The sequence below is a fragment of the Fodinibius roseus genome (genome assembly GCF_900129315.1).
GTDB lineage: Bacteria > Bacteroidota > Rhodothermia > Balneolales > Balneolaceae > Fodinibius > Fodinibius roseus.
Genome location: NZ_FQUS01000015.1, coordinates 53,146 through 69,312, shown reverse-complemented (window position 1 = coordinate 69,312; position 16,167 = coordinate 53,146). Strand labels below are relative to the sequence as shown.

At 51.1% G+C, this 16,167-nt stretch carries 15 protein-coding genes; 10 read left to right on the top strand and 5 right to left on the bottom strand.

All coding sequences use genetic code 11. From position 1 onward, the window contains the following. Positions 1 to 4: 4 nt before the first annotated feature. The 5 genes from BUB16_RS13970 (at position 5) to BUB16_RS13950 (ending at position 6,980) form a co-directional block, all read left to right on the top strand. Entirely contained in the window at positions 5 to 1,465 is a 1,461-nt protein-coding gene (locus tag BUB16_RS13970; RefSeq protein WP_073065606.1) for a DUF1501 domain-containing protein, read from the top strand. A 130-nt stretch (positions 1,466 to 1,595) separates the two neighbouring features. Further along, positions 1,596 to 3,122, top strand: coding sequence for a c-type cytochrome domain-containing protein (locus tag BUB16_RS13965; RefSeq protein ID WP_170864401.1), 1,527 nt, complete (start codon positions 1,596 to 1,598; stop codon positions 3,120 to 3,122). 388 nt (positions 3,123 to 3,510) lie between these two features. Then, positions 3,511 to 4,281 (top strand): SDR family NAD(P)-dependent oxidoreductase, encoded by a 771-nt coding sequence (locus tag BUB16_RS13960; RefSeq protein ID WP_073065603.1) that lies wholly within the window; start codon positions 3,511 to 3,513, stop codon positions 4,279 to 4,281. A gap of 22 nt (positions 4,282 to 4,303) precedes the next feature. Next, positions 4,304 to 5,179, top strand: a complete 876-nt coding sequence (locus BUB16_RS13955; RefSeq protein ID WP_073065600.1) for an SMP-30/gluconolactonase/LRE family protein — start codon at positions 4,304 to 4,306, stop codon at positions 5,177 to 5,179. 82 nt (positions 5,180 to 5,261) lie between these two features. Then, positions 5,262 to 6,980 carry an IlvD/Edd family dehydratase gene (locus tag BUB16_RS13950; protein ID WP_073065597.1) on the top strand — a complete coding sequence of 573 codons (1,719 nt, stop codon included), beginning with the start codon at positions 5,262 to 5,264 and terminating at the stop codon, positions 6,978 to 6,980. Positions 6,981 to 7,057: 77 nt separating this feature from the next. Here BUB16_RS13950 and BUB16_RS13945 read toward each other — a convergent pair whose 3' ends face one another. From BUB16_RS13945 to BUB16_RS13930, 3 genes are all read right to left on the bottom strand, one after another. Beyond that, positions 7,058 to 9,628 (bottom strand): TonB-dependent receptor, encoded by a 2,571-nt coding sequence (locus tag BUB16_RS13945; protein WP_073065593.1) that lies wholly within the window; start codon positions 9,626 to 9,628, stop codon positions 7,058 to 7,060. A 511-nt stretch (positions 9,629 to 10,139) separates the two neighbouring features. Beyond that, entirely contained in the window at positions 10,140 to 11,417 is a 1,278-nt protein-coding gene (locus BUB16_RS13935) for a sensor histidine kinase (protein WP_073065588.1), read from the bottom strand. After that, a complete protein-coding gene (locus tag BUB16_RS13930) occupies positions 11,414 to 12,100 on the bottom strand; it encodes a response regulator transcription factor (RefSeq protein ID WP_073065585.1) in 687 nt (228 codons plus the stop codon). The genes BUB16_RS13935 and BUB16_RS13930 overlap by 4 nt, the downstream gene beginning before the upstream one ends. 161 nt (positions 12,101 to 12,261) lie before the next feature. Here BUB16_RS13930 and BUB16_RS13925 point away from each other — a divergent pair, with 161 nt between their 5' ends. Further along, positions 12,262 to 12,759: a DinB family protein gene (locus BUB16_RS13925; RefSeq protein ID WP_073065582.1), complete on the top strand. Its 498-nt coding sequence runs from the start codon at positions 12,262 to 12,264 to the stop codon at positions 12,757 to 12,759. Positions 12,760 to 12,802: 43 nt separating this feature from the next. On the opposite strand, the gene BUB16_RS13920 is transcribed toward BUB16_RS13925, so the two are convergent. Further along, the gene (locus BUB16_RS13920; RefSeq protein ID WP_073065579.1) at positions 12,803 to 13,414 is read right to left on the bottom strand and encodes a CGNR zinc finger domain-containing protein; all 612 of its coding nucleotides are present in this window, start codon (positions 13,412 to 13,414) and stop codon (positions 12,803 to 12,805) included. 463 nt (positions 13,415 to 13,877) lie between these two features. On the opposite strand from BUB16_RS13920, the gene BUB16_RS13915 reads away from it, so the two are divergent. Next, complete coding sequence (locus tag BUB16_RS13915; protein WP_073065576.1) at positions 13,878 to 14,723, top strand: bifunctional transcriptional activator/DNA repair enzyme AdaA; 846 nt, start codon at positions 13,878 to 13,880, stop codon at positions 14,721 to 14,723. Between the two features lie 45 nt (positions 14,724 to 14,768). Beyond that, positions 14,769 to 14,927, top strand: a complete 159-nt coding sequence (locus BUB16_RS22260) for an Ada metal-binding domain-containing protein (RefSeq protein ID WP_073065573.1) — start codon at positions 14,769 to 14,771, stop codon at positions 14,925 to 14,927. A 29-nt stretch (positions 14,928 to 14,956) separates the two neighbouring features. On the opposite strand, the gene BUB16_RS13905 is transcribed toward BUB16_RS22260, so the two are convergent. Next, entirely contained in the window at positions 14,957 to 15,370 is a 414-nt protein-coding gene (locus BUB16_RS13905) for a thiol-disulfide oxidoreductase DCC family protein (protein WP_073065569.1), read from the bottom strand. 227 nt (positions 15,371 to 15,597) lie between these two features. On the opposite strand from BUB16_RS13905, the gene BUB16_RS13900 reads away from it, so the two are divergent. Together BUB16_RS13900 and BUB16_RS13895 are read left to right on the top strand one after the other, a co-directional pair. Beyond that, complete coding sequence (locus BUB16_RS13900; RefSeq protein ID WP_073065566.1) at positions 15,598 to 15,855, top strand: serine hydrolase; 258 nt, start codon at positions 15,598 to 15,600, stop codon at positions 15,853 to 15,855. Continuing rightward, on the top strand, positions 15,837 to 16,112 hold the full coding sequence (locus tag BUB16_RS13895) for a hypothetical protein (RefSeq protein ID WP_073065564.1): 276 nt from the start codon (positions 15,837 to 15,839) through the stop codon (positions 16,110 to 16,112). The genes BUB16_RS13900 and BUB16_RS13895 overlap by 19 nt, the downstream gene beginning before the upstream one ends. The last annotated feature ends 55 nt before the right edge of the window (positions 16,113 to 16,167 follow it).

The window sequence follows — 16,167 nt, the reverse complement described above, 5'->3', positions numbered from 1 at the left end:
AATTATGTCTAAAGAAATTGACAAGCTGAACTGTAATATGAATCGTCGGCATTTTCTTTCTAAAACCAGTCTCGGGATCGGTGCGGCGGCATTGGCGTTCCTGTTAGATCCCAAGTCGCTGTTTTCCAGCGATACTGATCCCCTGGAGGGGGTGCTGGATTCTCCGCATGTCATACCCAAGGCTAAACGTATCATTTACCTGTTCCAAAGCGGGGGACCCTCTCAGCAGGATATGTTTGATTACAAGCCCATGCTTCGGGAGATGCAGGGGAAAGATCTGCCGCCTTCGGTCCGTGGTGATCAGCGACTTACGGGCATGACCGCCAACCAGGACGGTCTGCCCCTGGCAGGTTCACATTACGACTTTCAGCGGCATGGCAACAGTGGTATTTATGTCAGTGAGTTGATGCCCCATACCGCCGAAGTAGTCGATGAGCTTTGTTTTATAAAGTCAGTCTACACTGATGCGATTAATCATGATCCGGCCATCACCTTTATCCAAACCGGTTCCCAGCAAGCGGGTCGTCCCAGTATGGGTTCCTGGATCAGCTATGGTCTCGGCTCTGACAATGAAAACCTGCCCGCTTTTAGTGTGCTTATTTCCCGGGGATCCGGGCGCCCGTTCGACCAACCGCTCTACTCCCGCTTATGGGGCAACGGTTTTCTTCCGTCTCTTCACCAGGGGGTACAGTTCCGCTCCGGCAAAGATCCGGTATTGAATCTGAATGACCCGCCAGGCGTTAATAAAATGAGTCGCCGTAATATGCTTAGCAAGCTAAAAGATTTGAACCAGCTTCATTTGAACCGTTTTGGAGACCCGGAAATTACTTCGCGTATCAGTCAGTACGAAATGGCCTACCGGATGCAAACTTCGGTCCCGGAAACGATGGATGTCTCTGACGAGCCGGACTGGGTATTTGATATGTATGGAGAGGATGCCCGCAAGCCGGGAACCTATGCCGCCAACTGCCTGCTTGCCCGCCGGATGGCTGAACGAGATGTGAAGTTTATCCAGCTTTATCATATGGGCTGGGATCAGCACAACGGTATCCCCGACCAGTTGCCACTGCAGTGTAAGGACATTGACCAGGCTTCGGCGGCGTTGATCAAAGACCTGAAGCAACGGGGGCTTCTGGAGGAAACCCTGGTCGTATGGGGCGGAGAGTTCGGACGCACCTCCTACTGCCAGGGTAAGCTGACTAATGAAACGTACGGACGGGATCACCACCCGCGGTGCTTTACTATGTGGATGGCAGGTGCCGGCGTGAAGGCGGGATTTGAATACGGCAAAACCGATGACTTCGGATACAACATCCTGGAAAATCCGGTACATATCCACGACATACAGGCAACGATCCTATATCTGATGGGCATTGACCATGAAAAACTAACCTTTAAACAGCAGGGACGCCGGTTCCGCCTAACCGATGTGCATGGTGACGTTATCGAAGATATTTTGACCTGATGCATGCAAGATAGTGCCGCCACATGATAGGGGTAGCTTCCCAATGTACCCCCCCATACATACCTGGCTGCCCTGTGAAAGAGGATGGTTGTACCAAATTAGAAGTTAACAAATGCTGAGAAATTCTTGTTTGATAGGTTTATTTTTTATTCTTGCTGCCGATTCGCAAGCGGAAGTATTGTCACCGGCGGTGGTATTCGCGGTATCAGCCCTGCTACAACCTGCTGTTGCCGGGGAATCCTCAGATCTGATTCTGTTTATTGGGCGATTCCATCCGCTGCTGGTACATTTGCCAATCGGATTTTTGTTACTGGCTTTTTTACTGGAATGTTTTGGGCGCCTGGAACGATTTCAGGAGGCCGGGTTGGAAAATGCGGTACCTTTTTCTTTGCTCTCGGGTGGTATTAGTGCCATAGGAGCTGTCCTGACAGGGTACCTGCTGTCCCTGGATGGCGGTTATGGGGAGGACTTGCTCTCGACCCATATGTGGCTCGGGATAACGGTAGCCGTACTTTCACTGTCAGCCTTTATTCTGCGGACCAGGTTTTTTGATCGACCAAAGATCAGGACAATGTATGAAGGAATCTTGTTGCTGATGGTCGCCTGTCTAATGGCAGCGGGTCATTACGGGGGCTCGCTGACCCATGGTTCCGACTATCTGACCCGTCATATGCCGGAACCGCTTCGATCGGTAGCCGGGTTGCCACCGAAACGGAAAAAGGGCATAAAAAAAATTGAGGATCTCGATTCGGCACAGGTGTTCACGGATGTGATTCACCCCATTCTGGATACCCGATGCGTGACCTGTCATAATCCGGAAAAAAAGAAAGGAGAACTGCTACTTACGAGTTATGATGAATTGATGAAGGGAGGAGAAAACGGTCCGGTCTTGCAGGCAGGTAGCGCAGACAGCAGCAACTTGGTTTATCGCTTGTTGCTTCCGGAGGCCGATGACGACCACATGCCTCCGGAAGGCAAACTGCAGCTAACCGGCGATCAAATCGATCTGATTGCCTGGTGGATCGATCAGGGGGCGCCAATCAAACGGAAAATATCAGAATTGGAGGTGCCGAAACACATTTCTGAAGCCTTGAACAAGCTCACCGTGAAAGGCACCCCCTTTCTTGCCGGGACTAACGTTCCCGGGGCGGATTCCACTGTTGTCAATCAGCTGCGCAGCAGGGGTATCGAGATTTCACTCATCGTCCGGGACAAGAATTTCTTGCAGGTCAAATATCCTGAATCGGCGGATAGTGTGTATTTAAAACAGTTGCTTCCTTTGTCACAGCAGGTTGTCTGGCTTGATCTGGCCAAAACGACTGTGGAAGACAGTTCACTCGCTGTCTTGACTGCGTTTAAGAACCTGACACGTCTGAATCTTGAACATACGAAGATCGGAGACCCGGGCCTCAAGGCACTCAACACGCTTAAGCAGTTGAAGTATCTTAATCTATACAAGACAGAAGTCAGTGATACAGGATTGAAGTACCTGGCGGAAAATCCCCGTCTTGAGTCACTTTATGTATGGCAAACAAAGATAACCCCCCGGGGAGTTGAAGAACTCCAACAACAACTCTCGGACTTGTATGTCGATACGGGATGGGGAAAGGCCGGTACAGTACTGTCTGAAAAGGACTCCAACGCGGTTGGCCGTTGAACTATTTAAACGATGGGTACGCACTTGGTACTTCCCGTAAAGAATCCGAATTCCCCGGATGGGCACTTGCCGTTTGGCCTTAATTAAACAGGGCATACGGCAGAGCATATGAGACAAAAAGGTGCCGTGTCATTTGGTAAACGTTTAAGGGGTAGTTATAATTAGTGTTTTCGTTCACTTAATCCCCGGTTATACAGCTAACCCATATTGTTTGAATAAGAGGACTCCTCCGTTTTTGGTCGTGGTTAACCAATGAAGTAAAGGATTGGGGTCCTTTTTTCCATGTTACTTCACAACGTTTTATGGTGAGAAATACGGGCTGAATCGGTATTAAAAACGGAGCCGTTTCGCAAGTATCTTAAAAAAACTTAATCTGTATACATTATTTATGTCATTCAAAGATAAAACCATTGTGATAACCGGAGGGGCCAAAGGCATCGGCGCCGGCTGCGCGGAGGTTTTTTACCGGCAAGGGGGGAATGTGGTGGTCCTGGATGTGGATGAAGAGGCCGGCCGGCAGCGGTGCGCGGATCTCGGCGACCGGGCACACTTCATAGAATGCGATGTTTCCCGGGAATCCGACGTGGAAGAAGCCATGGGGCAAGCGGCCGTAACTTTGGGCGGGGTGGACGTGCTGGTCAACAATGCCGGCATCCTGCACTATTCCACGGTAACCGAAACGGCGGAGGAGGATTGGGACCGTCTTTTAGGGGTCAATCTCAAGGGCGCCTTCCTGTGCGCCAAGCATGCCATCCCGCATATGTTGGAGGCCGGGGAAGGGATTGTGGTCAACATGTCGAGCGTGCAGGCGTTTGTGACCCAGCAGAACGTCGCGGCCTACGCGGCCTCCAAGTCGGCACTGATCGGGCTTACCCGCAGCATTGCCGTGGACTACGCGCCCCGGGTGCGCAGCGTGGCCATCTGCCCGGGAGGCGTAGATACCCCGATGAACCGGTCCGCCTTCCGGCAGTCACCGGATCCGGAGCAGGTCCGCCAGGAAACGATTGATTTGCACCTTACCGGACGGATGGGCCAGCCGGATGATATCGGCGAGCTGGTGGCGTTCGTTGCCAGTGACAAAGGTTCATTTATCAACGGGCAGCCGATTCGCATTGACGGCGGGATGGGCATTAAAATAGCGGGAAGTAAAAAAGATTGATGACAGGAAATACGGAGATACTATGCAGAAAGTAAAAGCTTCCATGGAATACCAACACGATGCCACGCTGGGCGAGGGGCCTGTGTGGGACGAGCGGGAAGGCCGGCTGTACTGGGTGGATATCCTGTCGGGCACTCTGTTCCGCTACGATCCTCTGACCAATCGCAACAGGGCGCATGATGTCGGAGAACACCTGGGAGCGATCGGGCTTCGCCGGGAGGGCGGACTGGTGATGGCCCTGCAATCGGGCTTTGCCTTCTACGATCCGGCGGACCGGCAGATAACCCCCATCACCGACCCCGAAGCGGACCGGACCGGCACCCGGTTCAACGACGGCAAAAGCGACCCTTCCGGTCGGTTCTGGGCGGGCACCCTGTCGTATGAGCTGGAGAAGGGAGCGGGAAGCCTATACAGCCTGGACCAGAACCTGGAAGTGGAGGTCAGGCTGCAGGATCTGACTATCTCCAACGGGATGGCCTGGAGCGAAGACCGGTTTTTCTTTATTGATACGCCCACCCGGCAGGTCATGGCCTTTGCCTATGATCAGGAATCGGGAGACATTGCCAACCCGGAGGTCCTGAGAACAGTGGACGAAGAGGAAGGCTACCCGGACGGGATGACGATCGACCGGGAGGGAGCGCTGTGGGTGGCTTTGTACGGGGGTAATAAAGTAATAAGGATAGACCCGGCCAGCGGCCAAACCCTGTTTGAAGTCCACCTGCCGGTCCCGCAGGTCACCTCCTGTACCTTTGGCGGGTCGGAGTTCCGCGAGCTTTATATTACCACCGCCCGGGAGCATATGTCAAGCAAAGAGATCCAGCGGTGGCCGCTGTCGGGTTCGCTTTTTAAAGCGAGCGTCCCCTTTGCAGGCAGCCCCGCCCACCGGTTCGGTGGGTAATATGAATATTGCCTGTTCTCCCTCGCAGGTTGGCCCGCAACGTCCCCTAACAGGTTAACATAATAGCAAAACAACATATACTATGTCCCCCGACAAAAAACTCAGAAGCAGCGACTGGTTTGGCAAAAGCGGAAAAGACGGCTTCATCTACCGTGCCTGGATGAAGAACCAGGGGTTTCCCCCCGACGAGTTTGAGGGCAAACCGGTCATCGGTATCTGTAACACATGGTCAGAGCTAACGCCTTGTAATGCTCATTTCCGGGAGTTGGCAGAATCAGTTAAGCGGGGAATTTGGGAGGCCGGCGGGCTTCCCCTGGAGTTCCCCGTCATGTCGCTGGGCGAGACGCTCATTCGTCCCACCGCCATGCTGTACCGGAACCTGGCCAGCATGGATGTTGAGGAATCGATTCGGGCCAATCCCCTCGACGGGGTCGTGCTGATGTGCGGGTGCGACAAAACCACCCCCGCGCTGGTGATGGGGGCCTGCAGCGTGGATATCCCGGCGATCGTGGTCTCCGGGGGACCCATGCTCACAGGGAAGTTCCGGGGGGAGGATATCGGCACCACCGACGTGTGGCGGTTTGCCGCCGAGCACAAAGTGGGCGATCTGAGCACGGAAGCGTTCCGGGAGGCTGAAGGGGCCATGTGCCGCAGCGCCGGCCACTGCGCGGTTATGGGCACCGCCTCCACCATGGCCTCCATGGCGGAGTCGCTGGGGATCAGCCTGCCCGGCAACGCGGCGATTCCCGCCGTCGACGCCCGCCGCAAGGTCCTGGCTCACCGCTCGGGCCGGCGGATCGTGGAGATGGTGGAGAAAGACCTTACCCTCTCGGAGATCCTCAGCCGCGAGGCCTTCCTGAATGCTATTAAAATCAACGCCGCCATTGGCGGCTCCACCAATTTTATCGTGCACCTGACGGCCATCGCCCGCCGCATCGGGGTCCCCCTGGCCCTGGAGGACTTTGACACCTATGGCAGCCAGGTACCGCTGCTGGTGAACCTGAAACCTTCCGGGGAGTATCACATGGAAGATTTTTACTATGCGGGCGGGCTGCCGGCCGTTATCTGCGAGCTGCAGGATCATTTAAGCCAAGAGCCGGTAACGGCCAATGGCAAAACCCTGGTGGATAATAACCGGGACGCTCCCTGTTACGACCGCGATGTGATCGCCTCCATCGAGGAGCCGTTCCAGCGGGAGGCCGGAATCACCGTGGTGCGGGGCAACCTGTGCCCCGACGGGGCCGTGATCAAGACCTCGGCGGCCTCCCAGGAGCTGCTCCGGCACCGGGGACCCGCCGTAGTCTTCGAAACCATCGAGGATTACCACGCCCGGGTCGATGACCCCGAGCTGGAGGTGACCCCGGACTCTGTGCTGGTCCTCAAGCATGTGGGTCCCAGAGGCTACCCCGGAATGGCCGAGGTTGGCAATATGACGCTGCCGAAAAAGATTCTCCGGCAGGGAGTCGACGATATGGTTCGGATCTCCGACGGGCGCATGAGCGGTACGGCCTACGGCACGGCATTCCTGCATGTGTCCCCCGAATCGTATGCCGGCGGGACCCTGGCGCTGGTGGAAAACGGGGATATGATCGAGGTCGACGTGGAAAACAAGCGCCTCCACCTCGAGGTGTCCGAGCAGGAGCTGCAGCGAAGGAGAACCCAGTGGAATCCGCCTCCCCACGACTACGAGCGGGGCTACGTCCGCCTCTACATCGACCACGTGCAGCAGGCCCACCTGGGAGCCGACATGGATTTCCTGGCCGGGGGATCCGGGAGCGCCGTCCGGAGGGAATCGCATTAGCCGGGAGCCGGAGCGATTATCCAGGATTTCTCACCGGGAAATTTCTTCTTCAGCAAGGTGAAGGAAAAATAGCGCCCTCACCGGTTCCGCTGACTTCCGAAGAAGTACTGGAAGTTCAGGGAAAACGAACGCGTTGACCAGCTGAATTCCCGGTGGGTAAAGTAGTCGGTATCGGGGTTTCCATCCGTATTGACCGTGTTGCTATAATTCTGGGCATCAAACACATCGCGCACATTAAAGACAATTTTTGCTTTTTCATCAAGCAGGTCGTAAGAAATGCCGGTATCGGTCATTGTCATACCGTCTCGGGTTCCCTGTGGCGTATTGCTCGGACCGCGATACCGCATGGACGCCTGGTAATTCAAGCCCTCAACAATCTCCCACCGGAGTCGCATGCGTGCCTGAAAATTATCCGACTCGCTGCTGAACACCCGTCCCTCGTACGTGCCGTCCGTATTTGACTGGAACAGGTTGGCACTGCCGGTAAGGGTAAAAATATCACCGATCTCCTGGTCTGCCGAAAACTCAACGCCCCACGCTTCTTCGCTGGCAAAGTTGATCGGGAACCGGAACTGCACCCCATCTCTCTGCTCGGTGATGCGTTCAATCACATCCGTGCGATAGCGGTAGTAAAAACTGGTCAGCAGCGACCCGCTTCCCCAGTAATGCAGGTAACCCGCTTCGTAGGAATTGCTGTACTCGGGCGTCAGATCGGGGTTGCCGGTATACTGGCTCCGGTTGTCATCAAAGTCGATGCCCGGCAGTAACGAACGGGACCACGGTCGGCGCAACCTGCGGCTATAGCTTACCTGTACCGATTGCTGCTCATTGAAGGAGTAGTTCAAAAAGACGCTGGGAAACAGGCCGATATAATTTTGTTCATTTACATCGCCTGTTTCTTTAATTTCAGTGCGGATATTCGTGTTTTCGGCCCGCACGCCAACCTGCCCGGAAAAGTCGCCAAGCTCACCGCCCAGAATAAGAAAGGCCGCATTCACATTTTCCCGGTAGAGAAAGTTTTGCGTATAGGCCGGTTCCTGCTCCCAGGTACCGTCGACGAGCGTTTCCGCCAGATAGCCCGTATCCATCCATTCGGTATCGCTGCGAAGACCGGTTTCCAGCTTGCCGTTTTCACCGAGGGGACGCACGTATTCGGCATCGAACCGCAGGTCCATCTCTTCTTCGGTGTCTTCGGCTCGCTGTTGCAGCGGGTCGGCCGATCCCTGCTGTACGACTTCATCAATATCCGTCTCGGCATTCTCCCGGCTGATATCAAAGCTGGCATCGGCCTCGAATTTATGCTCATCCCCGTCAAACTCATTCTCATAATCGAGATTGAAATCAACATTGCTTCCTTTTTCCGTTTCCTCGGTATCCCGGCGGGTAATCTCTTCGGGCGGGGCGCTTATATAATCCATTGGATCTCCCTCGAAGTTATCCCCGCTGTACTCCCAGTCGGAATAGGCCCAGTCGGTATAAGTCATGTCTTCTTCATTCGTCTCTTCTTCAAGACTGATATAGCTGCTGGCGGTCAGGATTTCATCATCTGAAAGATAAAAATCGGCCCCGAAACGAAAGTCCCCGTCAATTTCCGATTCACGGGCATCCGTTTCCTCGCGATACATATACTCGGTATCGGGACCGGAAAATCGCTGGAAAGAATAGCCGGATTCCGGTTCGGAGCGGTAGTCAACCCCCACGTCAGCAAACCAGTTCACCCTGGGCGTTCGATAGTTAAGATTTACCGAGCCTTCATATTCTTCGGGATGACCCGTGCCGATATTGGCGCTCCCGTTCAGTCCGAGCTCCCGGTCATCCATAAGGATAATATTAATAATACCGGCTGACCCTTCGGCAGCATATTTGGAGGAGGGATTGGTGATGATTTCCACTTCCTTAATCATGGAAGCCGGAATACTTCTCAGGGCATCCACATTACTGCTGCTCACCATACTTGACGGCTTGCCGTTGATAAGGACGCGGACCGACTCATTTCCCCGCAGGCTGATATTCCCTTCGATATCCGTAGCAATAGAAGGCACGTTATCAAGCACATTTACGGCCGATCCGCCCAGGCTGGTAATATCCTGGCCCACATTAAAAACGCGCCGGTCGAAACTCATCTCCATTTGTGAACTTTCCCCGCGGACCACCACTTCCTCCATTTCCTGGGAGGTAGGGGTCAGCGTTACCTGACCAATATCCACGGTTTCACCGGTATCGACTTCTACCGGCTGCGTATGGGGGGAGAGGGACAGAAAGGTGATTTTCAAGACATATCGGCCGGGATCTATACCAATCCTGAAGGTCCCGTCAGAACCGGTGGGGGCTCCGGTTATCACCTCCGACTCGGTAGAATCATACACCGATACCGAAGCGGAAGGTACGGGCTCGTCCTGGTTGTCCAGAACTTCCCCCGTAATAATCCCCTCTCCGGTCTGTCCGATGGCAAAGGGAGCGGTCAATAAAATGAAGACAAATAATAATAGAAACCTTTTCAAAACCGTTTTTTTGCCCAATGCCGGCGTAATCGGTCGGTTGAAATTCTCACCTATGGGCGCAATATGCTGCGACTTCACCCTCCCTTTGGTCTTGACCTTGAAGAAAATTCCTGGTTTTTCAAAAACCTCTAATAGTAACTTTTTCATTCAAATAATATGGTTTCCTTTTCTGTTTGTGTTTAACGTAACAAATGAACCTGTGGTAAGATTGTATGAAAGCTGAAGGAAATCTGAATTATTTATGCTTTTAAATACTTCTAACAAATATTTACAAAATGAATCTTTGACTTTGCCGAGCGCTCTTTGCTTCGCCTGAACAAGCAGGTGGATGCAAGGCCGGAAGCCACGCCGCAGGAACAATCTAAGCTGTACGGCAGAACGATGAACATTCAGGCGGCACCGAAGCAGCTAATACTTCGTCTAAGACGAGGGAGAGGAGATTGCCGGGATAGTCGAATGAAAGGAAAACAGTTAGAAGCTGCGGGAAAAAACCTTTTTAGAGAGCTTTGCGAAGCTGTTGTTTTGCCCATTCTCTGCATTTTCGCGGTTTCAACCGCCTCATTATCCTCTATACATTAACTGCGGTTTTAAAAAATGCTCAGGTTTGGGTATGGAACAAAACCCCCGTTTTTCAAAACCTTCTTATATAGATCCCGTTTTACACAGACTCCGGATGAAATTTCACGTTTATGGTATGCCAGCCATCTTCATAGTCATAAGAGATCGCGTAGTTATTCTGATCCACAATTTGTTCGATGATCGAGAGACCAAGACCGATAGAGTCTACGCCGTGGTCAGCCTTTTTAAAACGCTTGAAGAGCAGGTCGGTATCCATATCCAGCGGCTTGCCGGTATTCGAGATCTCCAGGCTGTCTTTTGTCAGCCTGATTCGGATGCGGCCATCCTCAATATTATGCTTAATAGCATTCTGAAAAAGATTGGTCCACATGATATCGGCCAACACCGGGTGTATCTGCAAAAAGACATCCTCTTCAAGGTCCGTTTCCACTTGCAGACCGTTTAATTTGATAAACTCTTCAAAAGCCTGCGTGCTTTCCCGGATGAGGTTCGTAACATTCACCTCATCCTTGTTGGTAAATTCATGATTTTCAATCTTGGTCAGCAGGGCAAGCGACTCGCTGAGCCGCGACAGTTTTTTAATTGAACGCTGACTTGCTTCCACATATTGATACTGTTCGGGCGTAAGATCGGTCTCGGTAAGCAGCTCCAGCTTCCCTTTGGTAATAGAAAGAGGTGTTTGCAGTTCATGAGACGCATTTTCAGCAAATTCTTTTAAGTTCTTATAGTCCTTTACGGCCTTGCGGGTCATCTCTTCCACGAACCGGTTCAGATCATTAAATTCTTCGACGTTGGTTTCTCTGGCCAGAATAGGTTCCTTATCCTGGATATTAAATCGCTTGATACGGGCCAGAGTTTCACGAAAGGGTTTAAACAGCCGGCCGGAGACGATAAATCCGACCCCGATCGCCCCGATGACCTGCAGTCCCAAAATCCACAATAAAATCTGCACCACTGCTTCCGTGATATCGTCGGTTTCAACAAGGGCCCCGTAGGTGGAAATAAAATAAGAAGTGTCTTCCACCGTCCGGTAGGCCGATACTTTCAGGTTGGGTTCCATCTGTTGCAGGCGGTCGTGCCAGACCATGGTATCTTTGATAACAGTTTCCGGGGCTACTTTTTGGGGAAGCTGCTGGATAATCAGGTTGCGATCACCCGACCCTTTCAATTTTTTGGATTTAAAATTCTTTCCCTCATCCAGCAGGTACGTCACCCGGTCAATCCGGTCCATAAAACGCCACTTCAGCTCATTGTCCAGCTCACCCTTGATCACGAAAAAGGATATATACCCGGCAATGCCCAGCACAATGACGGTGACGACAAGGTAAATCAATATAAATTTATTAATGAGTTTCATGCGCGGTTGTTCACTTTGAACTTGTAGCCGATTCCGTACACGCTTTCTATATAATTCTGAGCCCCGGCTTTTTCCAATTTTTTGCGCAGGTTCTTGATATGCTGGTAGACGAAATCAAGATTTGTAAGGTGATCCACGTAATCACCCCACAGGTGTTCGGCGATGGTTTGCTTGGAGAGTACATGATTTTTATTGGAAGCGAAATAAAGGATCAGGTCGTATTCTTTGGGGGTCAGGTCGACGCCAGTGCCGTTGACGGTCACCTCCATCGTATCCGTATTGATCGCAATTTCATTGACGTTGATGATCTCCCGGCCATCGCGCTGGTTGCGACGGTTCACGGCTTTAATGCGCGCATGCAGCTCCGGCAGCTGGAACGGCTTGGTAATATAGTCGTCAGCCCCCAGTTCGAGTCCCTCAACCTTGTCATCAAGGGCGTTCTTAGCCGATATAATGATAGTACCGGTTTGCGGATTGACCGATTTGAGCTCACGCAAAACCTGCAGCCCCGACCCGCCGGGAATCATAATATCAATGAGCACCACGTCGTACGTATACGACATCACCTTATCGAAGGCCTCCCTGTAATCCCGGGCGAATTCACAGATATAGCCCTCCCGCTTCAGGTACGTACGGATATTCTGCAGCAAATCTTCATTATCTTCGATAATAAGCAGTTTCATACCTCAAAAGATACAAAATGATTTTGAAGCAAAACTGAAGTTTAAGTTCAGCCGGAAGGCATCTTTATCATTAATTCCAAAACCGTTGACACAGGGTTGTCACAAGCCTCCGTTATCTTTGGAATAGACACGATACTATCAAACTCAAAACGGATACTGTAATGGAACTGATACCTCTATTTTCTAATGAATTGAAGCAGGAAGCTGAGACAACCCGGAAATTCCTTACCCTTGTTCCCGATGACAAGTTCGACTGGAAGCCCCATGAAAAAAGTATGTCACTGAAGGAGCTAACCGTTCATATTGCCGAAATTCCCGGCTGGATAGAGTCAGCCCTCAGCAAAGATGTGCTTGATTTTGCCGAGGAAGGATATGAACCCACACCTGTGGAAAGCACGCAGGAATTGCTGAACCTTCATGAAGCTTCGGTGCAAAAGGGAAAGACAGCACTGAATAAGGCTGGTGAAGACGACCTGCTGCCTGACTGGACCATGCGCAATGGCGATCAAGTGCTCATGGTCATGCCCAAGCACGAGGTTGTTCGCCACTCGTTAAGCCAGGTTATCCATCATCGCGCTCAACTGGGCGTATACCTGCGCCTGCTTGATATTCCCATCCCCGGAAGCTATGGCCCCAGCGCAGATGAGCAACGGTTTTAATAAACATTAGGCCCTGGCAGGTGGGCGCACCTGTCAAGGGTATTCATTTCTTTTTATGCCGGTGATAGTACCGCTTTGCCTTGACGTTACTGCCGCATGACTCCATGCTGCACCACTTGCGACTTCTGTTCTTGCTTTGATCCAGAAACAGCCACCCGCAGGCGCCGCACTCTTTGACACGATCCAGGTTACCGGATGTCAACAGGTCATAGGCCGACTTAAGAATGGGGTATAGCGGATAGATGAGACCCGTTTTGTCTTTCCACTCATGCGAAACCTCCAGCTCAACGTCAATTCGTATCTTCAGTTGGCTCATGGCCTTTTCCAACAGATCGTTAAAAGCAGCCTGCGTCTTGTCATCCGGGGATTCATCCTTTGCAATGGCCCAGAAGAGATGGTACAGCACCTCTCTCGCTTTGATACAAACACCTAATGCCCGACCCGCCTTCTTTTGATTATCCTTTGCGACGGATTTCAGCTTCTTCTGCCCGGATGTGGTGAGGATCTCCACTTTGGCCGCCCAATTCACCAGGCAGCTATAGGTGGATAAATATTCAAAGGGCTCCTTAACCGTACGGTCGTGCACGGTATTAATAAAGTTCAGACACAATACCCCTCCGTCAAGCGAAAGGGTCTCTATGGTACGTTTTTCCATGGCATGTAAATCAAGCTTAAAGGGATGTTAGATGGCGAAAGTTAAAAATAAGAGGCTAAAATACCGAAAAGCCCAGACGTTGCTCCTCTCCGAGGCCTGAGAACTCATTTCCGGTTTTAAAACATCCACTGTCCACTTTCCAGTCATCGGAAACCAGTTTGTCTTTATAAGATACTCATTTTTACTGTTAAAATAAATTTTGATAGTTATATTTTCTTTTATTTTTACTTGTTAAACAGTTTTAGATAGTAAAATATTAGTGTTAAAGGGATATAGATTATGATAACACGAATCTGGCACGGCGTAGTACCACTGGAAAAAGCGGAACACTATTACGATTACTTACAAGCTACAGGATTGCAGGAGTACAGGAATAGCATATCAGAGATAATCCGCAAGAATCGGATTTTTTCTGTCGTTTGCTCCTGTTATGTTTGAAACAAACATAAATAACTACCAAACGATGACAGACTACCAGCGAGTGGCCAAAGCCATCACTTTTGTCAAAGAACATTCCACCGACCAGCCTAAACTGGATGATATTGCCAAAGCCGTGCATCTCAGTCCCTATCATTTCCATCGAATGTTTAAGAAGTGGGCGGGAGTAACACCCAAAGAGTTTCTGCAGTACATTAGCCTGAAACACGCCAAGAAGCTGTTAAATAGGAACCAAACCATCGAAAAAGCAACCTTTTATACCGGACTGTCCAGCAGCAGTCGCCTGCACGATCTGTTTGTCAATATCGAAGGGATGACGCCCGGAGAATTTAAGAACCAGGGTCAATCGCTTGATATCCGTTACCATTTCAGTAATAGTCCCTTTGGCGATATCCTGATTGCCTCCACGGGCAAGGGCATTAGCAATCTGAACTTTGTGAAAGAACGGGATGAAAGCATCCGGGAATTGAAGGAACGCTGGCCGAAGGCCCGTATCACCGAAGGCGAAGACAAGCACATCCGAACCCTGGATAACAGGCTCGGAAGCAGCTGGGAGGACCCGGATGAAATCAAACTCCACCTTCGGGGCACTGAATTCCAGTTGAAAGTATGGGAAGCCCTGCTTAAAATTCCGGTCGGCCATCTGGTTACGTACTCCGACGTGGCCCAGGTAATAGACAACCCTAACGCCTCTCGTGCTGTCGGTACGGCTTTGGCTAACAACCCGATCGCCTACCTGATTCCGTGCCACCGGGTGATCAGGAAAGTAGGGGACATCGGGGAATATCGCTGGGGAAGTACCCGCAAGACGGCCATCATAGGATGGGAGGTCGCGCAAGCATCCGCGGGAAATCATGCTCAGGCAGACTGATTCAGGGGCCACAAAGTCCGATTAAAAGCACAAGGTTCTGTTCTCATTAAAGTGGGTCGAATCGCTCTGGCCGGGAACCGTAATTTAAAGATCTATGGTAAACTGAACTGCAGCTCCGGAAAAAGAATGAATGCCCAAAACCGGGTATTCTTCAAAACCCAAAAAGAAGCCTTACGGCAAGGTTTTCGTCCCTGCGGTCACTGAATGCGGAAGCAATATGAGTAATGGAAGAGTTAGTCGTGCAGAAACTTAGCCTTCAGCTCAGGCGTAGGCACCATGCAGCTTTCCCGTTTTCCAAACCACCGGTAGCGATTTTGAGCAATCAGGTCGTACATCCGGTCGCGCATAAATGGCGGCAAGATCATCAATCCGTATAACAGGGGATATCCACCGGAAAGATTTCGGGCTATCCTAAGCGCCGCTGATGACTTCGTGTAGTAGCGATCGTCGTCAATCAGAATAATGCTATCCGTTATTGAGGTGTCAACGCCGTGCTTGTCGGTAAGCTCCCTTCCGATCTCCGACTGCAGCGCCGCGTACCGGAAAAGATCATCTTTATCACGCTTGATGATAAATGTCACCGCGCCGTTACAGAGATTACAAACACCGTCAAACAGGATAATTTTCTTACCTTGCTCCGTATTCATACATCCAAAGGTACACAATTATCAGTGGGCTAACCACCTTCTTTGGTCACTGTGAAAATAATCCAACTAACCGCTGCTGCTTGCAAGATTGATGGAAATAAAACAACTTGCCCCTTTCACCGATGACAATGTAAGCTATGGTGTTACGGATATTTTTATCATTATCACTCATTCTTGTGGCTGTCTCGTGCCACTATACACTCTCAGCCCAAGCCCAGTCAAAGCAGATGGATCGAAAACTCTCCCATTTAACTGATTTTTATAAGCAAAAAGCCGCAGAGCGAAAAGTGGTCGGCAGTTCCCTGGCTATTATCCGCAACGGCGACCCCATTTACCACTCTCATTACGGCCTTGCCGACCGGGATAAAGAAAAAGCGATCACCAAAGGCTCCATCTTTCACTGGGCCTCCGTTACAAAAACCTTTACCGGAATCGCCATGTGCTCAAAAAGAATTCGATTGAAGAGATGTTCACGCCCCAAATAGCCATTGCCCCCGGTGCGGACAACCGGGAGAATATCAGTGCCAGTCAGATGGGACTGACCTTTTTTATTAGTCATGTTGACGGCATGAAATTGATAAGTCACAGCGGTAGTCAAAATGGGTTTCTCTCTCATATCTATCTGGCTCCGTCTCAAAACATGGCGTACGTAGCAGCTTACAACACAGCAGGAGAGACCCGAACGCTGGATCGCGAACTCAAGGAGTATATCATCGAAAATATCTTCACAACGGAAGAGTAATAGGCGAAGGTAATCCCCGCATATAGCCGAAAGGATTAATCAAACGTTTTGTGCT

Bases quoted from the DNA above. Each gene is read 5' to 3' on its own strand.
- BUB16_RS13935 (WP_073065588.1), bottom strand. From the start codon at position 11,417: ATGAAACTCATTAATAAATTTATATTGATTTACCTTGTCGTCACCGTC.
- BUB16_RS13925 (WP_073065582.1), top strand. From the start codon at position 12,262: ATGGAACTGATACCTCTATTTTCTAATGAATTGAAGCAGGAAGCTGAG.
- BUB16_RS13950 (WP_073065597.1), top strand. From the start codon at position 5,262: ATGTCCCCCGACAAAAAACTCAGAAGCAGCGACTGGTTTGGCAAAAGC.
- BUB16_RS13920 (WP_073065579.1), bottom strand. From the start codon at position 13,414: ATGGAAAAACGTACCATAGAGACCCTTTCGCTTGACGGAGGGGTATTG.
- BUB16_RS13960 (WP_073065603.1), top strand. From the start codon at position 3,511: ATGTCATTCAAAGATAAAACCATTGTGATAACCGGAGGGGCCAAAGGC.
- BUB16_RS13945 (WP_073065593.1), bottom strand. From the start codon at position 9,628: ATGAAAAAGTTACTATTAGAGGTTTTTGAAAAACCAGGAATTTTCTTC.
- BUB16_RS13970 (WP_073065606.1), top strand. From the start codon at position 5: ATGTCTAAAGAAATTGACAAGCTGAACTGTAATATGAATCGTCGGCAT.
- BUB16_RS13955 (WP_073065600.1), top strand. From the start codon at position 4,304: ATGCAGAAAGTAAAAGCTTCCATGGAATACCAACACGATGCCACGCTG.
- BUB16_RS13915 (WP_073065576.1), top strand. From the start codon at position 13,878: ATGACAGACTACCAGCGAGTGGCCAAAGCCATCACTTTTGTCAAAGAA.
- BUB16_RS13905 (WP_073065569.1), bottom strand. From the start codon at position 15,370: ATGAATACGGAGCAAGGTAAGAAAATTATCCTGTTTGACGGTGTTTGT.
- BUB16_RS13930 (WP_073065585.1), bottom strand. From the start codon at position 12,100: ATGAAACTGCTTATTATCGAAGATAATGAAGATTTGCTGCAGAATATC.
- BUB16_RS13895 (WP_073065564.1), top strand. From the start codon at position 15,837: ATGTTCACGCCCCAAATAGCCATTGCCCCCGGTGCGGACAACCGGGAG.
- BUB16_RS13900 (WP_073065566.1), top strand. From the start codon at position 15,598: ATGGATCGAAAACTCTCCCATTTAACTGATTTTTATAAGCAAAAAGCC.